Origin of the sequence: Selenomonas ruminantium AC2024, from assembly GCF_000687995.1 — a bacterium.
Classification (GTDB): Bacteria; Bacillota; Negativicutes; order Selenomonadales; family Selenomonadaceae; genus Selenomonas_A; species Selenomonas_A ruminantium_B.
Genome location: NZ_JIAC01000001.1, coordinates 940,723 through 965,795 on the forward strand (window position 1 = coordinate 940,723; position 25,073 = coordinate 965,795).

The 25,073-nt window shown below is 44.1% G+C and carries 22 protein-coding genes; 21 read left to right on the plus strand and 1 reads right to left on the minus strand.

The genetic code is table 11. The features are described from left to right. The first annotated feature begins 94 nt into the window (after positions 1-94). The 3 genes from P157_RS0104370 (at position 95) to P157_RS0104380 (ending at position 2,344) form a co-directional block, all read left to right on the plus strand. Complete coding sequence (locus P157_RS0104370) at positions 95-901, plus strand: Cof-type HAD-IIB family hydrolase (RefSeq protein ID WP_026759934.1); 807 nt, start codon at positions 95-97, stop codon at positions 899-901. A gap of 12 nt (positions 902-913) precedes the next feature. Continuing rightward, positions 914-1,762, plus strand: coding sequence for a PHP domain-containing protein (locus P157_RS0104375; protein ID WP_026759935.1), 849 nt, complete (start codon positions 914-916; stop codon positions 1,760-1,762). Positions 1,763-2,113: 351 nt separating this feature from the next. Beyond that, a complete protein-coding gene (locus tag P157_RS0104380; RefSeq protein WP_026759936.1) occupies positions 2,114-2,344 on the plus strand; it encodes a hypothetical protein in 231 nt (76 codons plus the stop codon). 62 nt (positions 2,345-2,406) lie between these two features. On the opposite strand, the gene P157_RS0104385 is transcribed toward P157_RS0104380, so the two are convergent. Next, positions 2,407-2,982: a hypothetical protein gene (locus P157_RS0104385; RefSeq protein ID WP_026759937.1), complete on the minus strand. Its 576-nt coding sequence runs from the start codon at positions 2,980-2,982 to the stop codon at positions 2,407-2,409. A gap of 99 nt (positions 2,983-3,081) precedes the next feature. On the opposite strand from P157_RS0104385, the gene hydF reads away from it, so the two are divergent. From hydF to P157_RS0104480, 18 genes are all read left to right on the plus strand, one after another. Beyond that, positions 3,082-4,302 carry a [FeFe] hydrogenase H-cluster maturation GTPase HydF gene (gene hydF, locus P157_RS0104390; RefSeq protein WP_026759938.1) on the plus strand — a complete coding sequence of 407 codons (1,221 nt, stop codon included), beginning with the start codon at positions 3,082-3,084 and terminating at the stop codon, positions 4,300-4,302. Positions 4,303-4,344: 42 nt separating this feature from the next. After that, a complete protein-coding gene (locus P157_RS0104395; protein WP_230578439.1) occupies positions 4,345-5,301 on the plus strand; it encodes a hypothetical protein in 957 nt (318 codons plus the stop codon). A 16-nt stretch (positions 5,302-5,317) separates the two neighbouring features. Continuing rightward, entirely contained in the window at positions 5,318-6,253 is a 936-nt protein-coding gene (gene metA, locus P157_RS0104400; protein ID WP_026759940.1) for a homoserine O-acetyltransferase MetA, read from the plus strand. A 71-nt stretch (positions 6,254-6,324) separates the two neighbouring features. Next, positions 6,325-6,975: a hypothetical protein gene (locus P157_RS0104405; protein WP_026759941.1), complete on the plus strand. Its 651-nt coding sequence runs from the start codon at positions 6,325-6,327 to the stop codon at positions 6,973-6,975. Between the two features lie 131 nt (positions 6,976-7,106). After that, a complete protein-coding gene (locus P157_RS0104410) occupies positions 7,107-8,012 on the plus strand; it encodes an LPP20 family lipoprotein (protein WP_026759942.1) in 906 nt (301 codons plus the stop codon). Between the two features lie 138 nt (positions 8,013-8,150). Continuing rightward, entirely contained in the window at positions 8,151-8,582 is a 432-nt protein-coding gene (locus P157_RS0104415) for a hypothetical protein (protein WP_026759943.1), read from the plus strand. A 58-nt stretch (positions 8,583-8,640) separates the two neighbouring features. Then, positions 8,641-9,078, plus strand: a complete 438-nt coding sequence (locus P157_RS0104420; protein ID WP_026759944.1) for a DUF3592 domain-containing protein — start codon at positions 8,641-8,643, stop codon at positions 9,076-9,078. A gap of 170 nt (positions 9,079-9,248) precedes the next feature. After that, on the plus strand, positions 9,249-10,115 hold the full coding sequence (locus P157_RS0104425; RefSeq protein ID WP_037368109.1) for an Rpn family recombination-promoting nuclease/putative transposase: 867 nt from the start codon (positions 9,249-9,251) through the stop codon (positions 10,113-10,115). 244 nt (positions 10,116-10,359) lie between these two features. Further along, positions 10,360-11,331, plus strand: coding sequence for a helix-turn-helix transcriptional regulator (locus P157_RS0104430; protein ID WP_026759946.1), 972 nt, complete (start codon positions 10,360-10,362; stop codon positions 11,329-11,331). Between the two features lie 239 nt (positions 11,332-11,570). Next, the gene (locus P157_RS0104435; RefSeq protein WP_026759947.1) at positions 11,571-13,430 is read left to right on the plus strand and encodes an Hsp70 family protein; all 1,860 of its coding nucleotides are present in this window, start codon (positions 11,571-11,573) and stop codon (positions 13,428-13,430) included. After that, positions 13,430-15,979 (plus strand): dynamin family protein, encoded by a 2,550-nt coding sequence (locus tag P157_RS0104440; RefSeq protein ID WP_026759948.1) that lies wholly within the window; start codon positions 13,430-13,432, stop codon positions 15,977-15,979. Before P157_RS0104435 ends, P157_RS0104440 begins: the two co-directional genes overlap by 1 nt. An 11-nt stretch (positions 15,980-15,990) precedes the next feature. Continuing rightward, positions 15,991-16,653 carry a hypothetical protein gene (locus P157_RS0104445; protein ID WP_026759949.1) on the plus strand — a complete coding sequence of 221 codons (663 nt, stop codon included), beginning with the start codon at positions 15,991-15,993 and terminating at the stop codon, positions 16,651-16,653. Between the two features lie 304 nt (positions 16,654-16,957). Then, a complete protein-coding gene (locus tag P157_RS13845) occupies positions 16,958-20,497 on the plus strand; it encodes a helicase HerA domain-containing protein (protein ID WP_051598491.1) in 3,540 nt (1,179 codons plus the stop codon). Further along, on the plus strand, positions 20,490-21,146 hold the full coding sequence (locus tag P157_RS0104460; protein ID WP_026759950.1) for an HNH endonuclease: 657 nt from the start codon (positions 20,490-20,492) through the stop codon (positions 21,144-21,146). Before P157_RS13845 ends, P157_RS0104460 begins: the two co-directional genes overlap by 8 nt. Further along, positions 21,139-21,516, plus strand: a complete 378-nt coding sequence (locus tag P157_RS0104465) for a hypothetical protein (protein WP_026759951.1) — start codon at positions 21,139-21,141, stop codon at positions 21,514-21,516. Before P157_RS0104460 ends, P157_RS0104465 begins: the two co-directional genes overlap by 8 nt. A gap of 422 nt (positions 21,517-21,938) precedes the next feature. After that, positions 21,939-22,700: a DUF3944 domain-containing protein gene (locus tag P157_RS13850; protein ID WP_037368110.1), complete on the plus strand. Its 762-nt coding sequence runs from the start codon at positions 21,939-21,941 to the stop codon at positions 22,698-22,700. A 124-nt stretch (positions 22,701-22,824) separates the two neighbouring features. Then, the gene (locus P157_RS0104475; protein ID WP_026759952.1) at positions 22,825-24,294 is read left to right on the plus strand and encodes a tetratricopeptide repeat protein; all 1,470 of its coding nucleotides are present in this window, start codon (positions 22,825-22,827) and stop codon (positions 24,292-24,294) included. 32 nt (positions 24,295-24,326) lie between these two features. After that, positions 24,327-25,046 (plus strand): hypothetical protein, encoded by a 720-nt coding sequence (locus P157_RS0104480; RefSeq protein WP_026759953.1) that lies wholly within the window; start codon positions 24,327-24,329, stop codon positions 25,044-25,046. Positions 25,047-25,073: the final 27 nt, after the last annotated feature.

Consider the following 25,073-nt stretch of genomic DNA (forward strand, 5'->3'; position numbering starts at 1 on the left):
GCCTTCCATTTTGGAGGGCTTTTTCTTATGGCAAAAAACGCCCGATAGCGTTATAATGAGATATATTTGCTTTCAATGATGACGAGGTGGACGAATGATTAAACTTATCATGTCGGATATGGATGGTACTTTGCTGGACGAAAACGGCCAACTGCCGAAGGGATTTGATGATATCATCCGCCAGTTGCGGGAAAAAGGTGTGCTCTTTGCGCCCTGCTCCGGGCGGCAGTATTATTCCCTGCTGGAAACCTTCAAGGGGTATGAGGATGAGTTCCTCTTCTTTGCGGAGAATGGCACTATGGTGCGCTACCATGACCGGGAAGTTTGCTCAAGTGTCATGCGGCGGAGCCTGGGGATGAAGGCTTTGCAGGCGACCCAGACTATTCCGGGCGTTTACGAAGTGTTCTGCGGCAAGAAGGATGCTTATGTGCTGAGCAGTCAGATGAATGATACGCTGGCCGACGAACTGCACAAATACTATACCCGCACCCAGGTGGTGGATAGCTTCGAGGAAATCGATGATGAGATGATTAAGGCTTCGTTCTATGATGAGCAGGGCCGGGCCGGGGAACGGATTTATCCCTATCTGAAAAAATTCCGCGGTCCGTTCCAGGTGGCGACCTCCAGCGATTACTGGGTGGATATGATGCGCTTTGACATCAACAAGGGCATTGCCATTCAGCACGTGCAGAAGAAACTGCATATTAGCCCTATGGAATGTGCGGCCTTTGGCGATTACATGAACGATGCAGAGATGATGAGCTCGGTTTACTATAGCTTTGCTATGGACAACGCCCATCCAAAAATCAAGGAGCTGGCACGGTTCAGCACGGCCAGCAATGTAGAGCACGGCGTTTTGCAGGGAATCCAGAAATTGATTGACGACGGACTGTGCGGCTAAGGGGGAGTAGTTATGCGGGCAGATTATCATATGCATTTTGAAAAGGGCTCCTATGATGAGGAATGGGTGGAAGGCTTCTTCCATCAGGCAGAGCTGCTGGGCCTCGAAGAAATCGGCATTTCCGAGCATTCCCATACCTTTCCGGAGTTTGAGAGCCTTTACTATGATGATTTGATTCTGGATGACAGCTTCATCGGCCAGTTCCAGAAAAAATGGCTCAAGACCAATAAGTTCAAATATACCTTGGACGAGTATTTTGCCTTTATGGCAAAGCTGAAGAAAAAGCACAAGGTCAAGACCGGCATTGAAGTCTGCAACTTCCAGAATCAGGATGCGGTGCGGGACATCCTCAAGGACTACAAGTTTGACTATGTGATTGGCTCCGTGCATTTCCTGAATGGCTGGGCTTATGATTCGGCAGAAATCATGGCGCAGTGGGATAAGGAAGATTTGGCAGACGTCTATGAGGCGTATACGCAGGAAGTGGAAAAGTTGGCGGCTGCCGGACTCTACGATGTCCTGGGGCATCCGTATAATATCCGCCTGTTCCATTACATTCCGGAATTTGATGCCACGCCGTATCTGATTCGCGCAGTGGCAGCGCTCAAAAAAGCGAATATGGTGGTGGATGTCAATACGGGGACGTTCTATCGTTATCCGATTGCGGAGATTACGCCTTATTACAAGTTCATGCGTGTGGCTTCGCAGGAGGGCCTGCCCATTGTCATCACCTCGGATGCGCATAAGCCGGAGGACTGTGGCGCGTATCACGACGAAGCGGTGAACTATGCCCGCTCTTATGGCTATGAACAGACAATTCGGTTCACCCAGCGGCAGCGGGAAGTCGTGCCACTGGAATAAGTAGAAACAGCAGCCTTTCTTTCGGGGGAGGCTGCTGTGTTCATCGTAAATAATCAGATAATAAAATATTTTTACAAGATATTGACAAACTGATTGCACAGGAGTACAATGAAGATGTATCAGTAATTGAAGCTTATATGCAGAACTGAAAAGTATCTGAAAATTTTTCCATATTTTCATCAGAAAACCCTTAAGTATTTTCAGAAAATATCGATATACCTTGTAAGAAAAAACTGGAAGCAATGTACAGGGGATTGTACTTGCAGTGACAACTGACGAGAAAGCCGTGGATGGTTATTCCATCAAATGTCAGGAGAAGTCACGAGTTTTTGATACAAGGAGAGATATATCATGAAAGTACAAATTTGTTCGCAATGGATGGAAGAAGTTTTTATCCCTGTTCGCGTCAAACAGTTCACCAAGGCCGCAAAGCTCTTAGGTCATAGCGACTTCAAGGCTTATGCAGGTGGAAATGACATGGACGACCTGGTTCAGATGGGCCGCAAGTCCGTTGAACGGCAGGTAGTAGCTGAGTGGCTCGATGGCCGTGGTATTGCAGGTGTGGCTGACGGGGTCGCATGATGGAAATATGGAAAAAGGGCACTCCCCTCGTAAGGTGGGAAGTGCCCACTATTTTTTTGCCTTTAATTCAGCTTTTGTTTGGAAGGTGGCACGGGAATCGAGAGTGGCACCTCGATAACGGAGCTTGCGGCCTCGCGCATCTGCGCGGGGCTTTTTTGTGCCCAGATGGTCTGGACGGCAAGGCGCAGGGCGGCTTCGTCCAAGGTGGCTGCTTTCTGCGCCGCTACATGTTTATGGAGGATGGCCATAAAATCTGCCGGAAGGGGAACATCCCGCTGGGCCAGTAAAACCTGTAGCGTGGTGTCCACAAGATAAAGATGCAGGGTGGTATCTGCCAGGCTCTTTTCTGTGGGGAGCAGTTCTGGTTTTACGCCGCAGAGGGAGAAGGGGGCATCGCCCCAGCCTTCTTTGAAGATGCCGTCAATTTGATAGAGGAAGAACAGCAGGCCGTCCTGTTCGTAGAGAGCCAGTTCCATCTTGCCGGTGCGGAAGGCTTCGGCGGCAATGACATCATGGCGGGAGAGCTGCAGGATAAACATACAGCCGTTGGCGTCAATTTGGAAAAGGCCGCCGTCCTGTTGGTTTTTGATGGGCAGGGGGAATTTTTCCCCGACTTGAAAGTTTGCGTAGTTGCTCATTGTGGTCGCTCCTTTGCGTTTGTTCTTTCCTAGTGTATCATATTTTGCGGAGAATGTGCTATACTGATTACAGATGAGGTTGGGAGGAGGAATGTTCAATTGACTCTTAACGATACAACGCGGGGGAATCGTCTGCATATTGGGCTGTTTGGCCGCCGCAATGCGGGGAAGTCTTCGCTGATTAATGCGTTGACAGGGCAGTCGGTGGCTACTGTTTCGGCTGTGCCGGGGACGACCACGGACCCGGTTTATAAGGCCATGGAACTGCATGGCGTTGGCCCGGTGGTGTTTATTGACACGGCGGGCTTTGATGATGAGGGAGAACTGGGGCAGCTGCGGGTGGAGAAGACGGAGCAGGCGGCCCGGGAGACGGATATTGCTTTGCTGTTATTCAGTGGATTGGATATGGCAGAGGAGTTGAAATGGCTGGCGATTTTCCGCCGGCAGAAAACGCCGGTGATATTGGTGGTCAGCTGCACGGATGAACGGGAGGCGGCTGGCGAGGCGCTGGCAAAGGCAGTGGAGGAGGCCACAGGTGTCTGCCCGCTGCAGGTCAGCGCGGTGAAGAAGCAGGGGCTCGAAGAATTGCGGCAGGAACTTATCCGTGCCCTGCCAGAAGATTATGAACAGCCATCGATTACCGGGGATTTATGTCAGGCCGGGGATTTGGTATTGCTCGTGATGCCGCAGGATATTCAAGCGCCCAAGGGGCGGCTGATTCTGCCACAGGTGCAGACCCTGCGGGAACTTTTGGACAAGGGCTGTCAGGCCCTTTGCTGTACGACAGACAGGTTGCAGGACACCTTGACAAGGCTCAAGGAGCCGCCGCAGTTAATCATTACCGATTCTCAGGCGTTTAAGGAAGTATATCCCTTAAAACCGCAGGGCACGCTATTGACGTCCTTTTCCGTGCTCTTTGCCGCGTTTAAGGGGGATATGGATTACTTTTTAGCTGGGGCAGAAAAACTCCTGCAGCTGAAGGAGTCGGCCCATGTTCTGATTGCTGAAGCCTGCACTCATAAGCCACTGCAGGAGGATATCGGGCGGGTGAAACTGCCGCGCCTGCTGCGGAAGAAAATCGGCGATGGTTTACAGATTGATATTGTATCGGGCAAGGATTTTCCAGAGGATTTGTCCGGCTTTGATATCATCATTCACTGCGGGGCCTGCATGTTCAACCGCAAGCTGGTGCTAAGCCGCGTGAAGGCGTGCCGGGAGCAGGGCATTCTCATGACCAACTATGGCCTCGCCATCGCCGCTCTTTTGGGCATTTTAAGCAGGGTAGCATTGCCCAATGGGACAAAATACGCTAAAATGTAAGGTGAGCTTGAATTTTAGATGATGAAACATGAGGTGAACACTATGGATAAACGAATGTATAATTTTATCGGACTGAGTTTGTTGGCAAGTTCTCTTATGCTGGGAAATCCTCAGGCTGTTCAGGCGGCACATATTGACTTTGACCATCAGGCCAAGGCGGCAGCGGCGCAAACAAGCAAGCCGGCTGACGCGAAAGAACAATGGTACTGGTTGGCCTCAGATGATAACTATAGCAAATATTTTGACCCGGAATCCGTGGTGGTGACCCGCACGGTGGAAACAGCACATGGCAAGGTGCCCACGGAGATTCAGGTCTGGACGAAGACCACCTACAGCTACGGCGGTGCTCAGGATACGTTGAAGGCCTATGGCCTCAGCGACAAGTTCCCGGATGCCTCCAAGCTGAATTTCAGCACGGCACAGCTGGTTATTCGTCCGCAGTTCCGCACGGTGCAGTGCATTGCGGAGCATTTTTATGATGCCAGTGGCAAGGTAATTTGGTCGGAAGCAAATCCGGCGGCCAAGGAAAAGGAAATCAATTCCCAGAACTTCAATGAAGATTTCTATGCGGCAACGGTAGACCAGGCTTTTCATCAAAGCCGGGAAATGGAACGGGTCAATGCCAAGAATCGCTGGCTGACCGTGTTTGATTCCACCTCACCGGATGGCATCTATACCCATACCAAGGTAGACACTTCTACCATGCGCATGCAGGGCAGCAATCTGGTGTTCTGGCAGTGGCAGGAGGTGAAGAACAGCGATGGCCAGGTCATGGAAATCAAGTTCTTGAAGATGGCGGTCAATCTGCCGCAGGCTACGGAAAAAGCCATTGCCGGCCAGTATTGGACGCCGAAAACGGGCTGGAAGTCCTTGGATGCGGCCATTGACGGTCAGTACCGCATGGTGAGCCGCAACAGTGAAGAATATCGTTATATCATCGAGCTGAGAAATTACGTGGAAACCCATAGTGCCTGGGTACATCGTTACGGCTTGGAGTAAGGAGAGAGTTAGTTAGATGCCAATTAAGATACCCAATGCGCTGCCAGCAACGCATATTCTCGAAGGGGAAAATATCTTTGTGATGGATGCCGACCGGGCTTACAGCCAGGATATCCGTCCTCTGAAAATCCTTATTCTGAACTTGATGCCCATTAAGTACATTACGGAAACACAGCTTTTGCGGCTGCTGGGTAATACTCCCCTGCAGGTGGAAGTGGATTTCATCTACACCGAGAGCTATACCCCCAGCCATACGTCCATGGATTATCTGGCGCAGTTCTATGGCACCTTTGATGAGGTACGCCATAAGAAATACGATGGCATGATTATCACCGGTGCTCCAGTGGAGAACATGGCTTTTGAAGAAGTGGCATACTGGGACGAAGTGGCAGAAATCATGGAGTGGAGCAAGAAGCATGTCTATTCCACCTTCCATATCTGCTGGGGTGCCCAGGCGGGTCTTTACTACCATTATGGTATTCCTAAGTACCAGGTGCCCGAAAAGATTTTCGGCGTGTTCCCGCATCATCTCTGTGTGGAGCATGAAAAACTCCTGCGGGGCTTTGATGATGTGTTCTATGTACCTCATTCCCGCCATACGGAGGAGCACAAGGAAGATATTTTGAAGGTGCCGGAGCTTACCATTCTGGCGGAAGCCGAGGGGGCGGCAGGCCCGTATATCATCGCCAATTTGGAAAAGCGCCAGTTCTTTATCACGGGGCATGCGGAATATGACCCCACGACCTTGAAGCAGGAATATGACCGGGACTTCAAAGCGGGGATGAACCCGAATATCCCGCAGAATTACTATCCCAATGATGACCCGAGCCAAAAGCCGATTGTGCGCTGGCGCAGCGTGGCTCATCTGCTCTTTGCCAACTGGCTGAATTACTACGTTTATCAGGAAACGCCTTATGAACTGGATGAACTCTACAAGGAGCGGGATGACTGACTTCTTCAGTATTTTTTCAGCAAAAAGGTGTAGAATAGAAACGTTGTAAATTAGAGCTAGGGGGATTCTATATGAAAATGCGTTGGGGCGCAGGAATTTTGGCGGCGGCCATGCTGTTTATGGCACAGCCGCAGGCACAGGCAGACGAGGTGATTTCACCGGACATCTATCAGTGGGTGCAGTCTACCTCTCGTCAAAACTATTTTTTTAACAAGCAGCATATGTACTTTGGACAGGATAGCAAGGGGATTCTCGATGCCAACATCATGCTGGTGCCGGTACTGAAAACATATGATTCTGTGCAGATTCAGGATGTTCAGGCCAAGCGCCGCTGGAAGATGCTGCCGATGGAAGGCTACGAAGCCCTTGTGGGTACCGCTGAATACCTGCGTTTTGATTTGGCCCAAGGCACCGTGACGGTGGTTAAACATGAAGATTTGGATGAGGATTGGGGTGTACTCAGTGTCACCACTTCCGACAAGGCCGTCAAAATCGCCGACCTCTCGGAAAAAGATGTGGACGGTGTTTTCTACAAGGCCATTCTGAAATACGCTTATGCCCATATTGACGATATGGTGGAGCGTACGGAAAAAAACAAGCGGGCCAAGGTCAATGATGCGGTCAAAAAGAAAATTGCCGAGCTGAAAAAGCCTGCGGAAAAGCAGGCGGCACAGGAATCCAAAGACAGCAAAAAGGATAATAAAAAGAAAAAAGCTGACTAAGGCAATTTTTAATTAAAATTTAATCGGATTTCAATGCTTTTTTAATCTTTTCATGCGATATTACAGGTGAAGACAAGATAACTTCATCGTGATAAAGAAATCAATATTAAGGGAAGAAATGAGGGATTATGATGAACAGATTGGCAAAAGTATTGGGCTTAATGAGCCTGGTGGCAGCAATGCTGGTAGCTTCTATGGCTACGGTTCTGGCTGCGGAAAATGTGGACTGGAACAGCAACGTGATTCGGGCAACCGGTGGCGGCGTAGCTCCAGCAGGTGCCAGAACCATGGCGCAGGCACGTATGATGGCCCGGCGGGCGGCGATTGCGGATGCTTACCGTCAGCTGGCTGAATACGTGGGCGGTGTGAACGTGGATTCGGAAACCACTGTGAATATGGCGGCTGTACAGAGTGATGTGATTCGCACGAAAGTAAAGGCAACCATTCGCGGTGCCCGCATTGTATCGGAAGGCCAGACCAGTGATGGCGGTTATGAAGTGACCATGGAAGTGCCGATGTTCGGTGTTTCTTCCCTGGCTAGTGCCGTGATTGACCGTCCGGCTGTAAGAGAAGCATTCCCGCAGCAGGTGCCGAACGTTCTGCCTGCACCGGTGAAACCTCATGATGGCGGCGGCTGGATTACGCCGGAAACTTCCACGGCATCTGGACATGGCAGCTCTGCTGCAACGGCTCCGGATGGCAAAGCCATTGGCAGCTTCACGGGACTGATTGTAGATTGCCGCGGTTTGGGCCTGAAACCGGTCATGAGCCCCGTAATCAAGAATGTTAACGGCAGCCCCATTTACGGTTATAAAAACCTCGATTATGACAAGGTCATTGAAAACGGCATGGCATCCTATGCCAAGGATATGAGCGGTGCAAAACGCGCTGGCAGCAATCCGCTGATTGTCCGCGCTGTTGATGTAGAAAACCATGGCGGCACCCCGGTGTTGTCTGTGGCTGATGCCAATCGCATCCTCATCGAAAACGGCGCAACTCATTTCTTGGATAACACTAGAGTGGTATTCCTGAGATAAGCAAAGAAAAGTACCGGATTGGTCGTAGCAGACTAATCCGGTATTTTTTTATGCTTTTGGTTAATTGTATTTTAATATTCACTCCGTATAATGCAATCGTAATGCATAATCTATAATATTTTAAGGAGTAGTGATTCTATGGAACAAATAGTGGTGTGGGCCGTACCTGCAGTGGCGTTATTTTTTAGCTTGCTGTTTTTTATTTTATCCAAGGTACTTTATCGCAGTCATCTGCAAAAATTTGCCACCTATACGGCGGAGGTACAGGGCGTTCTTGTAGGCTGGCAATATCATCACTCCATTTATAGAGCAGGCGTAGATGGCTGGTATCCAATCGTTTCCTATAACGTGGGAGGCGAGCATTATGAAAAAGAAGAACCCATAGCCTATCCGAAAGAAGGCGAAGCCGGGATAGCGACAGTCATTCACTACGACCCGGAGGCGCCATATAAGTTTTACATGAATAAAGAAATCTATTTAAGACAGGTGCGGGTATTTAGATTGGCTAGCTATACGGCACTATTCGTATCGCTGGTGTTTTTCTATATCGTTTATGAGCTGGTGGGATAAAAGTAGAAAGGCAAACCGCAGGAAGTTCATGTAGATTGTACAAGAAGGACGGAAAAATATGTCTGAATCGTTATGGGTACTCGCGTTTATACTGCTGACAGGTCTTATCTTTATATTTGCAGCTGGTGGTATAAGGTGGATGGCAAAAAGGAAACTGGAGGTTTGTACAGCGGAAACAACAGGACGCGTAATTCGCTGGCTGCAAGAAGAGGTATACGATGATTTTAATTCTGCAACAAGTTACATGTGGTTTCCAGTATATGCCTATGATGTACAGGGAAAGCACTATGAGAAGAAAGGGGATATTGGTTTATCAGAACCTGGAAAAACAAATGAAGATGTAGTCCTGCACTATGAACCGGCCAATCCGTATAACAGTTATGCAACCCTCAGGAATTATGACATTCTGGTATATATCTTTTGGATATTGGGCGGGCTTCTTACCATGGGAGCGCTTGCTGTCTGGTGGCTTATTCATGCAGGCTGGACGGAATGATGCCCCACTAAATTGGTCCTTATATAGGTTTTTTATCCGGGTCCCTGGATTGCAATTTAGTGGATTTTTATACAGTTTGTATTGGGCCGGCACCTGTCAGAACGAATAGATGGGGATAGACACGTTCACTTTATCTGCTGTATAATGAAGATGAAGAAAGGGCGAGTAATATGGCGTATACAATCAAACCTTGGGAAGAACTGACCATACAGGACGATTACATGTTCAAGCTGGTCATGAGCCGTAAACGCATCTGTAAGAAGATGCTGGAGAAGATTCTCAAAATCAAAATTCATGATATAAAATACCTGGAGGAAGAAAAGACCATAACGGCCACCTACCAGAGCAAGGGGGTTCGTCTGGATGTCTATGTGGAAGATGAAAAGCACACGGTCTACAATGTGGAAATGCAGGTGCGCAAGCTGACGGATGCGGCGTTGTTCAAGCGTCCCCGTTACTACCAGTCGATGATTGATGTTGACCTGCTGGCCACGGGAGCTGAATATGATGAGCTGAATGATACTTACATCATATTCATTTGTCCTTTTGCAATTCTGGATGAACAGAGACACATCTATACATTCCGTAACTATTGTACAGAGGATAAGAATATCCTGATGCCGGATGGTTCCACTAAAGTGTTCCTCAGCACCAAGGGAAATATGGATGATGTTACGCCAGACGTTAAAGCATTCTTGGACTATGTGGATGGAATAATCAGCAATGATGAATTCGTTCAGGAGTTAGACCAGGAAATTAAGGACGTAAAGACTATCGAACGGGAGAGGAGGAGCTATATGACTTACGAGATGAAAATGCGCGAAATGCGTAATATAGGACTTGAAGAAGGCCGTGAGGAAGGGCGTAAGGAAGGATTGGCGGAAGGCCGTGCTGAAGCTGCACAGGAAGGGATGCAGAATGTTATTGCTACGGTGAGAGACCTTAATCTTGATAAGGATGTAGCTGTTCAGCAACTGATAAAAAGGTACTCCTTGCCACAGAATGATGCAGTAGAATTTGTAAATAACAACTGGTAAATTGCGAAGGTCGTACAGCAGAAGCTGTGCGGCCTTTTTTGTCGGGAAGGTCGTGAATATGCCGAAAATTAATTGCATACTATGAATATGAAAATAGAGCTACGACATCACTGATGCCCATCGCCGAGTAAGCGCTGGGCATATTTTTGTGAAAAAATTTCTGCTAAGTTAGTAAAACGACATGTGGTGTCGTAGTAGTGTTGTATGATTGAAATAAGTTTATGGAGAAGGGAGGTGTGAGCGAATGAAGCCAACGCTTAGAATTATTCACTTGTTTTGCCGTCTGTTACAGCGGGAACGGCTTAACCGGGAAAATGTTATCGAGGAGTACAAAATCAATAGTCGTACCTTTGACCGCGATATCAGCGATATTCGCAATGTGCTGTCGGAGCTGCATGCTCGGGACGAGCTTATTTATGACCGCAACGACAAATGTTACTATCTGTCTAGAGGCGGCCTGCATGAGTTTACAGGCATGGATGTAATGGCTCTCTTGAAAGTGCTGTTGGGAAGCCGTGCATTGTGCCATGATGAAATGATGAGCATGGTTTGTGCCATTCGCTCACTTCTGCCTTATGATGATAGGAAAGCACTTTACCATGCCATCGAGGACGAACTGAAAAACTATATCGAACCGCTGCATGGGAAACATATACTGGAATTGCAGTGGAAAATCAATAAATCCATAATCAGCAAGCAAAAAATACAGATTATTTACACAAAGGCAGACGGAAAACGAATTGAACGGGATGTATTGCCTGTAAATATCGTATTTGCAGAGTTCTACTTTTACCTTGTGGCGTTCCGCGATGAATCCGAGTATGAGTATCCGGCATTTTTCCGCCTGGACCGTATAGAATCTGTCAAGGTGCTGGGCAAGGTGGGGGAAAATTCACTGTATACGAATTTCCGCTATAGCGATATGCGCCCAGCAGTGCAATTCATGTATGCGGGAGAACTCTTTGAAATCAAGCTGCGATGCAGAAAATCAGCACTGGAAGCTGTTTTGGACAGAGTACCGAAGTATGAGATTATACAGGAATTAGATGGCTGCGTCATAGTAAAAGTGACTGCATTTGGCGAAGGCTTTATCCGTTGGGCAGCCATGCAGGGCGAGAACGTAGAAATTCTTGCTCCGCAGGAATTGAGAACACGGATGAGCCAATGGTTCACGAAAGCGGCTGAAGTATATATGCAGGATGTAAAAGATGCATAAAAAAAGAGGGGGATGTTTTAAAACAAAATAACTGAAAATTTAGAAATAAAATTATACTCAGATGTGGCATGTGATATAGTGAGTAACTATGGCGCGTTTCGAAGCAAAAGGAGATGTACTGTCCTATTGTAATAGTCGGTACGGTTTTTCCATTTATTTAGAATAGCGAAGGGATTCTGAAGACGTGGGCGAATATGAGAATATATATGTAAACGAGGAAAGGATTACAGGAGCTAACAATGTCAGAGATTATAGGTATTGATTTTGGTACGGGTTCCCTGACAGCGGCAGTTGTAAAGGATGGCATCCCTGAATGTGTGAAGGATAGCGAGGGGAACACGGCTTTTTTTCCAGGAGATGGTGGTAAAGGTGTGGCTGCATGGGGAACAAAAGGTAAACCTAGTACGTATCTTTCTGCTGTAAGCAGTATTAAAAGAGAAGCTGTTATTGGTGGCAAATATCCTTGGTTGGAAGGAAAAGTTTACTATCCCGTTACATTGCTCACAGATATGTTCAATGAGCTCAAAGTTTTGGGCGAATCATTTTTGGGCAGGACAATTTCACAGGTTGTGATTTGTCTGCCTGAGAGATTGCAGGGCAAGCAGACGGAAGTGGTCAACGAGGCTGCAGTTCGAGCGGGCTTCGAGCGGGTACAAATTATCGCGGATGGTGTAGCTGCTATGCATTATTATGCATATTGCAATCAAAACAGGGAGAATATCCTGATATGTGATGGAGGGGCAGGTACTTTTAGCGTGACTTTGGGCAGTATCAAAGGGGGAGAGATAGAAAAGCTTTATGGCAATACGGAGATGTTTTTTGGGGGGCTGGATTTTGATACAAAAATTGTAGACAGGTTGGCTAAAGAATTCGCTACTGAGTACGGCATAAGTCTGTATGGTCTTAAGGGGGCAATGCCACGTTTGTATAATGCGGCTGAAGATGCTCGAATTTCCCTTTCCAGTAAGCATGAAGCCGAAATTTATTTGCCTCAGCTTGCTGCTAAACGATCACAAATATTTGATTTGTGTAGAAAAATTGGCCAAGGGGAAATGTATGAACTGACTTATGGATACAGGCTGCTAATTTTAAATATGCTTAGGTCGCTTGATATAGGTATTCCTGTACAGCGGGTGCTGCTTACGGGGGGACTTTCATATATGCCTATGGTAGGAGACTGTATTCGCGAGGAATTTGGTAATGTGCCTGTGGAAGTTTTCCATGTTAAAGAGGCCCAAGCTATGGGGGCTGTTCTATATGGCACAGATATAGCAAGCAGGAAAGAAAGCAAATTTTCCGGGCCTAGGAATGCGTTTTTGGAAAAAACTGGTTATAAGAAAAAACTTTGTAAGATTTTGGTAACGGCGACTATGAGCGCAGGCAAGTCCACTTTCATCAATGCTCTCATAGGTGAAAAAGTGAGCAAGACAGAAAATATGGCCTGTACTGACCGCATTCTTTCCTTTGCAAACTCAGGTGGAAAAATTTCTCGTACCTTTGAAAGTGAAGAGGTTGTGCTGGTGGGGTTCGGTGGAAAGTTGACAGAGTTTGATCTTGTTATCAAAGATTCCCCGGGGGTAAATTCTAGCATGGAAAGAAGTCATCGGGATATAACGAGGCGGGAGATAAAGCAGGGAGACTATGATTTGCTGGTTTATATCATCAATGCCTCGCAGATTGGGGTCAATGATGATAGCTACCATATGGAGTTTGTACGTGAGCATGCAATGGGAAAACCAGTGCTATTCCTGCTTAATAAGATAGATTGCTTAAATCCAGAAGAGGAAGATTTGAAGGAGATTATCAGAAGGGTTCGCAGGTATATTTCAAGCAAGGGGTTCAAGGCACCGATGATTTGCCCTGTATCGGCTAAGGTCGGATTTGAAGCACTGAGTGATGAGGGAGAGTTAGAATTGGAAGATCAATTGGAAAGACGCAGATGTAAACGTCTTTTCGAGACTTTTGGTATTCCTCAATATTATGCGCAGGAATTTTCAAAACATTGTACTGACTCCGAGGTTGAAAATCTACATACATTATCAGGCATTAATTATGTGGCCATGATCATTATGGAACTATGCAAGGGAGGAAAAATTTGATGGCAAAATTGTATGTTAAGTATAATCCCTATCGTTTACAAACAGAAATTAGGATTAATGGCAATGCCATAGAAAAAGACAGCAGGCTGTACAAATATGTCAAGGACAAGCGTTTACAGGAATGGGTGGGGGATTTTCCAGAAGAATTGCGAAAAGCAGTCAACACTGTAGATTTTGATATAAAATTTCACGGCATGGAAATGGATTGGGATGATTTTGAAGATGCCTTTCATCAGGCAGTGGAGAGAGGTGTTATAAAGCCGCCTGCTATGGAATTCATCGCAGGGAAGTCTCAGAAAAACATCGTGGAGAAATTGACAAAGATTTTTGATGATTTGCGAGATGAGAATGCTCCTGTAGAGGCATTCAAAGATGAAGCTCTGAAAAAATCATTTGATAATGTGAAGAATGCTGTATTTCCTATCAATGTCATTGCTACGATGAGCTCTGGAAAATCTACACTAATCAATGCCTTGTTATCAAGGAAGATGATGCCATCTAAAAATGAGGCTTGCACAGCCACCGTAACCCGAATAACCGATAATGACAGAGATGATTTTCAAGGAATTGCATACGATAGAGAGGGAAATATCATCTCAAAAATAGAGAATATAGCCTATGAGAATATGGTGGAGCTGAATGAAGATCCTAAAGTGCAAGAAATTGCCATATCCGGCAATATCCCTTTTATCGATGCCAACACAACGGCTTTGCGTTTAGTGGATACACCGGGACCAAATAATTCACAGAATCAAGCCCATAAAAATACAACATATAGAGCTGTAGAAAGTGATGCAAACAATTTAATACTGTATGTGTTGAACGGGACGCAACTGGCTACCAATGATGATGATCATCTACTCAATCATGTGGCAGAGAAAATCCGTACCGGAGGAAAATTGATGCGGGACAGATTTTTGTTTGCCATAAACCGCATGGATGATTTCAACCCGGAGGAAGAGAATATCGAATCTGCCATTGAGAAGGCAAGGACTTACTTAGTTAATCATGGTATAGAGAATCCGCAGATTTTCCCATGTTCTGCTTATACAGCCTTGAATATTCGCACATATCTCAGGGATATAGATCCTGCTAAGTTAACATTGGATGATATGGATAACCTTCCTAATGCAGCTTTGGATACTATTAGCAAAATGAGACGGTTTAGGAAGCATGAATCCATGCACTTAGAAGCATACAGTAATTTGTCTCCTATAGCCAAGCGGGAACTGAATGCTGAATTAGCTGCTGCTTTAGATAGTAAAGACAGCAAAGGGCAAGTGTTAATCCACTGTGGCATACGCTCTATAGAGTCTGCCATCATCGCCTATGTGAAAAAATATGCTATGACTAAAAAAATCAAGGATCTGGTAGAAACTTTTCAAGGCGTATTGGAAGCCAGTGAAGTCCTGGCAAAAGTCAAGGCAACGGTGGCTACGGATGAAAATGCACTAAGGGAAATTAATGAGCGTGCGAAGATTATTCAGGCGCGTATAGATGACGGCAAAGAAGCACAAAAATTCAAAGCTAAGATAAATGCTTTCAATCCGATGAAATCTATAGAGGAGAAAACCGAGGAGTTGCAGGATAAGATAGAGGACGAGATTATTCAAATTTTTAGAAGATATGATGATGTTATTGAAAGTAAGAGTGAGGCTGTGCGGCTGGTAAATCAGTTCACGGATATGGCATCCAATACTATGGCTAAATTGGCAGCTGAACTGGAAACCATCATCAATCGCGAATTGGTAGAAACTGGCGAAGGACTGCTATGGGAATACCAGGAGAAGCTCAATCGCTTCGATAAGGAGGCTCAAGTAGAGGCGTTAGACTTTGATACAGCATCCCTGGTGAAGGACGGTTTGATGAACCTTCGGGAGAGCATCAATGCTTGGCGCTCCGATTCCTTTGCTATGGAAAAAGCGGAGGCCATAGGTGAGACTACCATAGAAGAAGAGACTTATCATGAGAAGATAGGCACTAAAAAGGAAGATGTCATAGTGGGATCGCATGAGGAAGAAGTGGGGACACGCCAGGTAAAGTCAGGTTCTCATCAAGTAGAGCGCACTAGAAGAGTGAAGAATCCCGACAAGCAGGGGTGGAAATTTTTGCTGTTCTGGCGGGATGATTATGTGGATGAAACGTATTATGTAAATGTGGATGATTATCGCACAGAGAAAGTATACAAGACGGTGCTTGATTATGAGACAGTAGAAAGAGATGTTTTTGAGGAGCGTACTAGAACTACCGAGAAGTTCCGTGCAGATAAGGATAAGATACAGGCAGATCTTCTGGCAAAATATCAGCAAAAGCTGGGAGAGAGCATTAAAAAATCACTTGGTTACGCTGAGGAACAGATAGACGGTATGAAGAAGCAGTTTTCTAATAGCTTTGATGAATTAGATAGACGTATTGGCGAAAAGTATAAGGAAATTAAGGCTTGCACGGTCGACCAGAAAACAAGAAAAGAAGAACTTGAAAAGAATAAGAAAATCATAAAATGGATTGAGGCCAATATTGCTGAACTGAACGGTATTTTAGATGTTTAGGAGGGTGAGATATGCATGATTCGGTAAGGACTTGTATTGCCAATGGTGACATAGAGGGCTTGAAATATATTTTCAAGGATGCTTTGGATGTGGATCCCACCTTTGCAAAATATCAGGATGATTACAATCAAGTGTTAAAGGCTGGGTTATTTGAGTCACATCAGGTACTGTCCAGCTCCAAGGAAAGTTCTACTCAGTGGGATAAGGCTTATTGGAAGAGATTAAAGAAGGATTTATTAAAGAACTTTTCCAAAGAACGTGTAGACCATATGCGAAAAGTGGCTCAAGTGATATATGCGGATGATATAAGCAGAAAAGAGGAGACTTCTGAGAGTGCAGTTGATGAGCACCAGGTTTTGACAAAAGCGGAGCTACAGCCCAAACCTGTCGAAATAGCTTCGGCTGTGTCCAAAGTTGTGCAACCGAAAGAATCCAAGGAAGAATACGAAAGACGCATACAAAAAGAACTGGCAGAGGATAGAAAGAAATACGCATCAGTCAGTCCTATTCCACGCATCGAGGGGCCAGAGCTAAAAAAAAAACAGTCTCGTCCAATCAGTCGAACACCATCGGGAAAAAATCAGGCAAAGAGCAAGGAGAATCTGGAGAAAATTGTTTTGCCGATAATAGGTGCATTGGCGATATTGTTGATTCTGTTGATACTGTTGCGATAAAGCCGTCTAGAACGAAAAGCGTAGCTTGGCGAACTGTATTAATTATTAATCCTGAGGAAAAGTACTTCTTATCGGAGGGGAGTAAACTGCTAAAAAAACATTCTAACAACAGGGAGGCTGTTTATGAGCTCACAGAAGACTTGTACTTTAAAGATCGTGGCTGGGAAAGGATAAAAGGTTATTCGCCACAGGGATTTGCTATTTATATGCAAAGTTATGAAGGGCATCCAACGGGCTATTATAAGCTTGAGATAGCAGGAAAAAAGAAAAGATTCTATCGCAGATTTGCGGGAGGTGGTGGTTTATGAAGTGGAATGGGTTTGATAGTAAGATGGCGGAGGTAAATAAAGAGATTTTTTTGCATGAAGAGATGGGAAAAAAGCAACTGCCGTTAGTGAATGAAAATCAGATCACAATAGAACCCAAGTTAGATGATTCGCAGAAAGAAAAGCATATTGAACAGTTATCATTGCAAGAATATGAACAGTTTGATCGCTTGACTATTTTGCAGAATAACCTTGCCAATTGCTTGAAAATTATTGATGATGAAGTGATGAAGGGGTATTTGGCAAAACTTGATAGTTTGAAGATTGTGGATGCAGATGCAGAGGCTTTAGCAAAACTTAATCAGATTCAGTTTTTCCGCATTGATAAGCTGGCATATCAAGCGGAGGAATTCTCATTGCATAATCTGGCAACTTTGTATCGGGTATTGAGTGATAAGCCGTGCACTTTGGTGTTGATGGTAAAAAGCGATGGCATAACGGTGGAATTTTTCTTGGGAGTGAGACCCAAATCTGCTATTCACGCTGCTGGTACCATGAAATGTATGCTGGAGGACAGTCTCAAAGGTCTTTTCCCCGGTAGCTGCACCTCGGCTTATTTGGAAGAGGCTTTGCAGAAACAAATGGAAAACATCTCCATAGGAGCCATTTCTAGTGTTACTTGCATAGCTGATTTTCGCCAGAATGAGGAGGGATTGAGCGATAGACGTTTTGTGCAGGGGGTAGAGAAATTCATTGATAGCATGAAGGGGAAGAGCTATCAGGCGTTTTTCGTTGCAGAGAATGCAAGCTATGACTATCTTGCGGAAACGCGGAGAGGCTATGAAAGCATTGGTACGCAAATATCCCCCTTTGTCAATATGCAGATGAATTTTTCATTAAACGATTCTGATGCTGAGGCAAATGCTAATAGCAGTGGTAAAACCATAACACTTTCGCAAAACAAAGGGGTGGGAAAAACTGTAAATGATGGTATTACCCTGTCAAAGAATATCGAAAAAAATTTTGGAACGAATACTTCTATTACTGTAGGGGAAAATAAATCTGTGGCTGTTGCTCACACATATACATCTGGGGCAGCCGATGGGGTGAATGAGTCTACAGCAGATGCTCACAGCGAGAGCACTAATACGACAGATGGTTCTACAGTGGGGGCGGGGGCTTTTTATGGTGTGGGTGTAAGTTACAGTAAAAATCACAGCGAAGGCAAAGGCAGCAGTGATACTCATACTGTCACCAAAGGCACTAGCCATACGATATCTGAGTCTCAATCCATTTCGCGCACATTGACTCATGGTCTAAGTACATCAAAAACAGTGGGGGAAAGTAGCGGTATCAGCGAAGGAGAAGGTACGGCTAGAAATTTTGGGATTGCTATTAATGATACTGAGACGATAGGACGGAGCGAGGCTGTTACCTTGACCGATTCCTTGACGATTACATCCACCTTGGGAAAAAGTCAAGGAATCACTCTAGGGGCAGAAAATAAAACCTTCGTTGCGATTGCCAAGCGGCTGGAAAAGCAGCTTCAGCGCCTAGAGGAGTGCGAGAGCATGGGGATGTGGAATTTTGCTGCTTACTTCGTGGGGGAAAGCTCAGCTGAGACGGAAATGGCGGCTAATATCTATCGTTCCGTGGTTTCTGGTAAAGGGAGTGGGATTGAGCGATCGGCCATCAATACCTGGAACGATGAACAATCCTTAGTGCAACTGGCACCATATATCAAGAATTTCTTGCATCCTGTGTTCGAGTATCAAGGTTTTGACTACGAGGGAGAACGTTGTGTAAAAGTGACTCCTGCTGTTTTAGTGAGTACTGGAGAGTTGGCAATCCATATGGGACTGCCTCATACTTCAGTGAAGGGACTCCCTGTGGTCAACCATGCAGCTTTTGCAAGAGAGGTTTTGCATGGCTGGCAGACTGACAGTGGGCAGAAGAATATGTTGCAAATTGGTCGTATTTTCCATATGGGTGAGCGGACAGAGACCGTGGTTGACCTGGACACAGAAAGCCTTGCTAGCCATACATTTGTAGCTGGTTCTACCGGGGCTGGAAAGAGCAATGTTGTTTGTCATATCATCAATGCTTTACAAAAACAGGGGAAGAAATTCTTGGTCATTGAGCCAGCCAAAGGAGAATATCGTCATATGTTCCCCCAGACACGAATTCTTGGGACTAACCCCAGGCTAGGGGAAATGTTGCAACTTAATCCATTTGTATTCCCATCTTCCATCCATGTGCTTGAGCATATAGATAGATTGGTAGAGATATTCAATGTTTGTTGGCCTATGTATGCAGCTATGCCTGCTATTTTGAAAGAGGCTGTGGAGAGGGCTTATACAAGATGCGGTTGGAATCTGTCCCTTTCGGAGAATAGCATTCATGAAGGGGTATATCCTGGCTTTGCCGATGTGCAGGAAGAGGTTAGGCAGATTTTGGCTGAAAGCGAGTACTCTGCGGACAATAAAAGTGACTATATAGGTTCCCTGGTCACCAGATTGCGTTCATTGACCAATGGCATAAACAGCCTTATCTTTTCTGCCAAAGGCATTTCCGATGAGGATCTTTTCAACGAGAATGTTATCGTTGATCTCAGTAGGATTGGATCTGCAGAAACTAAGTCCCTACTCATGGGATTATTGGTGCTCAAATTACAGGAACATCGTATGGAAGAACGTAGCAGGGGGGCTTCGCCGAACAACACCCTATTCCATGTCACTGTCTTAGAAGAGGCACATAATCTCTTGAAGCGTACTAGCAGTGAGCAGACTGCCGAAGGAGCTAATCTTTTGGGAAAATCAGTGGAAATGTTGGCTAATTCCATAGCAGAGATGCGTACCTATGGCGAGGGCTTTATCATCGCTGACCAATCACCGGGGCTTTTGGATTTGTCAGTTATTCGCAATACGAACACAAAAATCATCCTGCGTTTGCCGGAACTATCTGACCGTGAATTAGTAGGAGCAGCTGCTGGATTAAATGCGTCACAGATTGAAGAAATCGTGAAGCTGGAAAAAGGCGTAGCAGCGGTGAGTCAAATTGATTGGTTGGAACCCGTTCTTTGTCAGATTCCACTTTATGAGCCGCCAAAGACTATTGATGAAAAGCAGAAAGTAGAGATAAAGGATTTGGTTAAAATAGAGGATCAATTGTTGGACGCTATCAGGAATAATGGTATTGGCGGTTCTAAATTACGAAAAGCTTTGCTTAACATGAAGACTGAGATTCTGTGTTCACCATTGAGGGGGGCTTTGAAGGCTGAATGCTTGATGTATGCAAAAAGTGGAAATGCTTCAAATTGGCAGTACTTTTTGTTTGAGTTTTTTGATGCACAAAAAGCTCTTAATCATGCTAAATCTTGTGGGGAAATGAATTCTTGGTTGAAAACAGTAAAAGAAAAGCTAATACCTGCGTCATATGAACTTGCACCGCAACAAGTAGACATTCTTTTAGGAATTGTATTGCGTGAGGCAGTTAAAAGAGACGGAAGTTACTTGAATATTTTTCTGAGGTTTACTGAAGAACACCGAAGCAAGGGTGGTGCGTTTGTCAATGGATGAGATAAATGAAAGTTCAGATGTTCAGGAAAATCATGGAGAGTTTGAAAGTTATCAGGAAATAGGCTCAGAAGGAGATATTTCTCAAGATGAGGCAGAAAATTATTGGGGAGAACAGTTAGAGTCAGCAGAAATAGAAAATCCTGATATCGAGACAGCGCCCTTCAGTACATATGAAGAGCGTTTGGCTCATGTGCCAAGGGAAAATTCGGATAGAGGCACATGGGAGGGTGAAAGAGGAGAAAGCGGCTATAGACCTGCAGACGGAGAAACCATAGAAGCTATGAAAGAGCGTGGGGTAAGTGAAATCCCCTATCAGGATGCCATGGTGGATTTTAGCGGGGTGGCAGAGGCCACAGTGGAAATTGATAATATGACGGAGCATCGTCTGGGCCGAGACGGAAATTTTGAGCAGTGTGATACGAAATTATCTGAAGTATGGAATAGAGAAAATCATGATGGCAGGGCTGACTGGACACCTCGCGATGTATCGGATTGGCGTCATGAGAATAATTACTCTTGGCATGAACGTAACGATATGAGAACTTGCGACCTTGTGCCTACAAAGATACATGAAGCTTGTACCCATTTAGGTGGCGTGTCGGAATGTAAGAAGGCCAGCCAAGAAAAGGAGCGTATTTTTGATGATTAATCATAAGAAAGTCAGACTATGGGGGAGAGACCTGGATCTTGAAATACAATATGACTGCTATGCAGGTGAAGAAGTACTTCCTGTTCAGGAAGAGGCTTTAGAGAGTGTGTTGAATAATTGGCAGATTGTAGAAGATGCGAAGGCTTATGTTGTGAAATATATGCTGGAACGTGATGGTGATAAGATAGAGAATGCGAATAATCTTAATGTGTTTAAATATGTAATGCCACAAAATCTTTTTGTAGGGAGGAGCAAAGGAACCCCGTCGGTGTATTTAGTCTGTGCTTACAGATATAATGAGGATGATGGTTTAGTGGTGGAATTTGTAGATGCTGCTGTAAGACAGGTGGGTACACAAAGCATTATTTGAAATGATGAATGTTTCTTAAATAAGGTTGCCTGTTCAAAGCAGAACAACGTCATGCGCGTAAAGAAGATTATTTCAATGAGCGCATTAAGTAAATTGAAACCACGGCAGAATGCATGACCACTATGAGCGAACTAAAGCCTATGATGGTAAAATGGCAACTATGTATAAGTCGTTTGTAGAGGAAGTAGAGAGAGTATCTTGAAATTCATTATGAATTTGAAAAGGCATTTGATTCTAATGAAAGAATAGAAGAAGCAATTGGATGTTCAGTCAGACTAGCGGAAAAATGTAAGGTGGATAAAAAGAAAATCATTCATAATATTAAGGAGTTGGATAATTTTTTTACCAAGGTACATAATGGAAAAATGTGTACGGGCGTGTGTGTTTAAGAGACAGGATATAGAAAGAGAGGGGGCGGGGGTATGGCTTATTGTAAAGATGCAGATTTAGAGATTTTGGCTTCGGCGAGTGATGAAGATTTGCAAATACTAGTGGATTATCTTATAAAAGATAAGGATGGTAGCCCAAGGTTAACTGAAGAATTGACATTAACAGAAGTATATAAAAATTATTCAGATAGACCAAGTATGTATTGGCAGGAAATTGCTGGGGAGTTGCAGCATTTTGGTGGAAATAGTATTGCTAATTTAGTTAGAAATATATTTGGTAATGGTGAAGGAGTCCTGTATAGAGAAATTCTATGTGATGTTTGCGATAAGATGAAAGTAAATTATAATTATAAAGCTTCTATTGAAATAATAGAGATGAATTTATTGCAAAAAATTCTAATAGACGCTATTGATAAAATGAATAGTGAAGAATTAAAAAAGATAATAGATGAGTTGGATTTGAAGACAACTGATTTTACCAAAGAAGCTTTGATCGCGGCATTACAAGCCGGTATATTGAAAGGGGGATTCTTCGCGTATCAGATAGCAGTAATAGTAGCTAATGCTGTAGCAAAGGCGATTCTTGGTAGAGGATTATCTTTAACAGCAAATGCAACAATAACAAGAGCCATGGGGGCATTGGCTGGACCTTTGGGAATTGCTTTGACTGCTTTATGGACTTTGGTAGATATTGCTGGGCCTGCATACAGGGTCACAATACCAGCGGTCGTACAAGTTGCATATATTCGTATGAAAACGAAAGAAATATTGCGCTTAGAAAGTGGACGGTCTTGATGATGCTGTAAAGATAGGCACAGGCTGATTTGAGTCTTAGTTAAGAAAAAATTAAGGTTGCCTGTATGGCAACCTTTTTTGTATTGTTACGTGTTATGATCAATAATAATAGGAGAAAGTTAAGATGAAAATTAATTATGAGTCCCCTTGGGTTCAATTTTATCAGCGAGCAGTTAAATACTTAAATCTCGAATTTGATGAAAAAATCTTTATTGGGGAATGCTTGCCTTTATTTGAGAGTATCCGTTCTTGGAATCATCTTGATTCGGAAACGTTAAACTGGGTGAAGTCGCAACCAATGTTAAATCACTATAGCATACCTGTTATAGATGGGATGACAAAAGAAGGAATTATGCGATATAGAGAAAAATGGTTAGATGATGATGAATTTGGGGGGATATTCGATCGATTTATATCAAATCCTTTTTCTGGATTTCATGAAATTAGTGAAATGATACCTTGTGGTACTTTGGTTTATATGCTAAAAAAGGCTTGTCAGTATTATGACAAAAAATGTGAAGAGTTGTGTAAGAAAATAGACGAAATAAAAAATAATGAAGAAATGTTGGCTGAGAAGGAAAAACTAGCTTCAAGTGGCGATGTGGGCGCGATGGTTTTCTTAGGTGATGCCTATCACGAAGGTATGTTGTGCCGTCGGGATGTGAAGAAATCATTTAAATACTATGAAATGGCGGCAGAGAGCAACAGTGCCGATGGTTGGTTCGGTATGGCAAGATGTTATTCGCTGGGAGAATGTGTAGAAGCTGATGCTGAAAAAGCGATAACTTTATATGAAAAAGCAGCTAGTAATGGAAATTATAAGGCAATGTTGTTACTTGGTGGAACTTATTTAGGCGGGGGTGCTAGTGATAAAACTGATAAAGTATATATTGGAAATGTTAGTTTTGATAGAGAATACGATTTTTCTAAAGCAAAATCCTGGTATGATAAGGCTATAGTTGCTTGTGGTGATGATAAAGAAGCGTTGGCTTTGTGCTACCATCGCATAGCTTCGGATATTCAGTACTCTAAAAATAAGGATGAATTGAGTAACATAGCAGAGGAGTATCATAGAAAAGCTGCTGACTTAGGAAATGTTGGGTCAATGTTGGATTTGTTGCGTATATATGATATCGCAGAATCATTAGACGATGATTTTATGAAAAAATATAAGAGATGGTTGGATAATGCAGTAGAAGAGAGTGGGTTGAAAACTATTGGCATTATTGGAGCTAAATACATAGAAGGTGGTTTGGTTACTGAAAAGCAAGAAGATAAGAAGAATAAAATTAAAGCAGAGTTTAAATGGTTGAATGAAAAAGCCAATGCCGGTGATGGTTGGGCTGCCTTTACTTTGGGGAATGTTTGCTATTATGGATATGGAGCTTGGGGCGTTCGTATCAATAAAGCGCATGAGTATTATAAAATAGCATCAGAATCTATTAATCCTGTATACGCAATAGAATTGGGAGATATGTACTGGCAAAAAAAGATTCCATGTGTTCAAAGGAGAAATAGTGCTATAAAGTGTTATTATATGGCTTTGATAAATGGTAATGGATTAGCGTTGGAACGTTTGGAAAAATTCTTTTAGCTATTAAGTGCTGGATGGAAGGTAATACTGGCATGAAAATTATAGGATTTGATGAAAAAGTTGAAGCTGCTAATAAAATAGTAGCTGATTATGCTAACCGTTTTAGCGGCCAAAGTAATTGTGAAACCGAATTGCTTATCGATACATGTAAGAGTATGTGTCAGGATATAGCTGGATGTTTTGGCTATAGTATTACGGATGAGGAATTTTTGGCCATACATGGATTTGAAATGAATATTATGCGAGAGATAAGGCAAGATGTTGAGGAATTTAGTAATAAATATCAAGATGTAGATTCAGAGCATAGGGCTATTATTAGGAGAGCGCTTAGTCTGGCTCAACCTCCGGGAGAAGTGATAAAAAAATGTGGACGCGATTATATAAGAGCCACTTCTAATTGGCTCGAAAGTGATTGTGAAGAGAAATTAATGAAATCTGTAAATGCTTATGTAAATGAGCATAGGCATGAATATGCTGAATGGTTGCAAATTGTTGCAGAAAAAAGCAAAATGCCTATGATTGGTCAGATTGGCCAGGATTATCTAGCAGGCAATATGACCTATGGATGCAAGAAGGATACATACCCTCAGCTAAGAGCTGAGGAATCTTGGCTGATGGATGCTGGGGCAGCAGGTGATGGCTGGGCAGCATTTACACAGGCTTGTCTTTGTTACTTTGGAGCTGTTCGTTTGAAGGTGGCTATTGAGTGTTATGAAAAGGCGAAAGAATTATTGATAAATGATTGTAAGTGATCGGTAAATATGTATAAATAGGGAGGT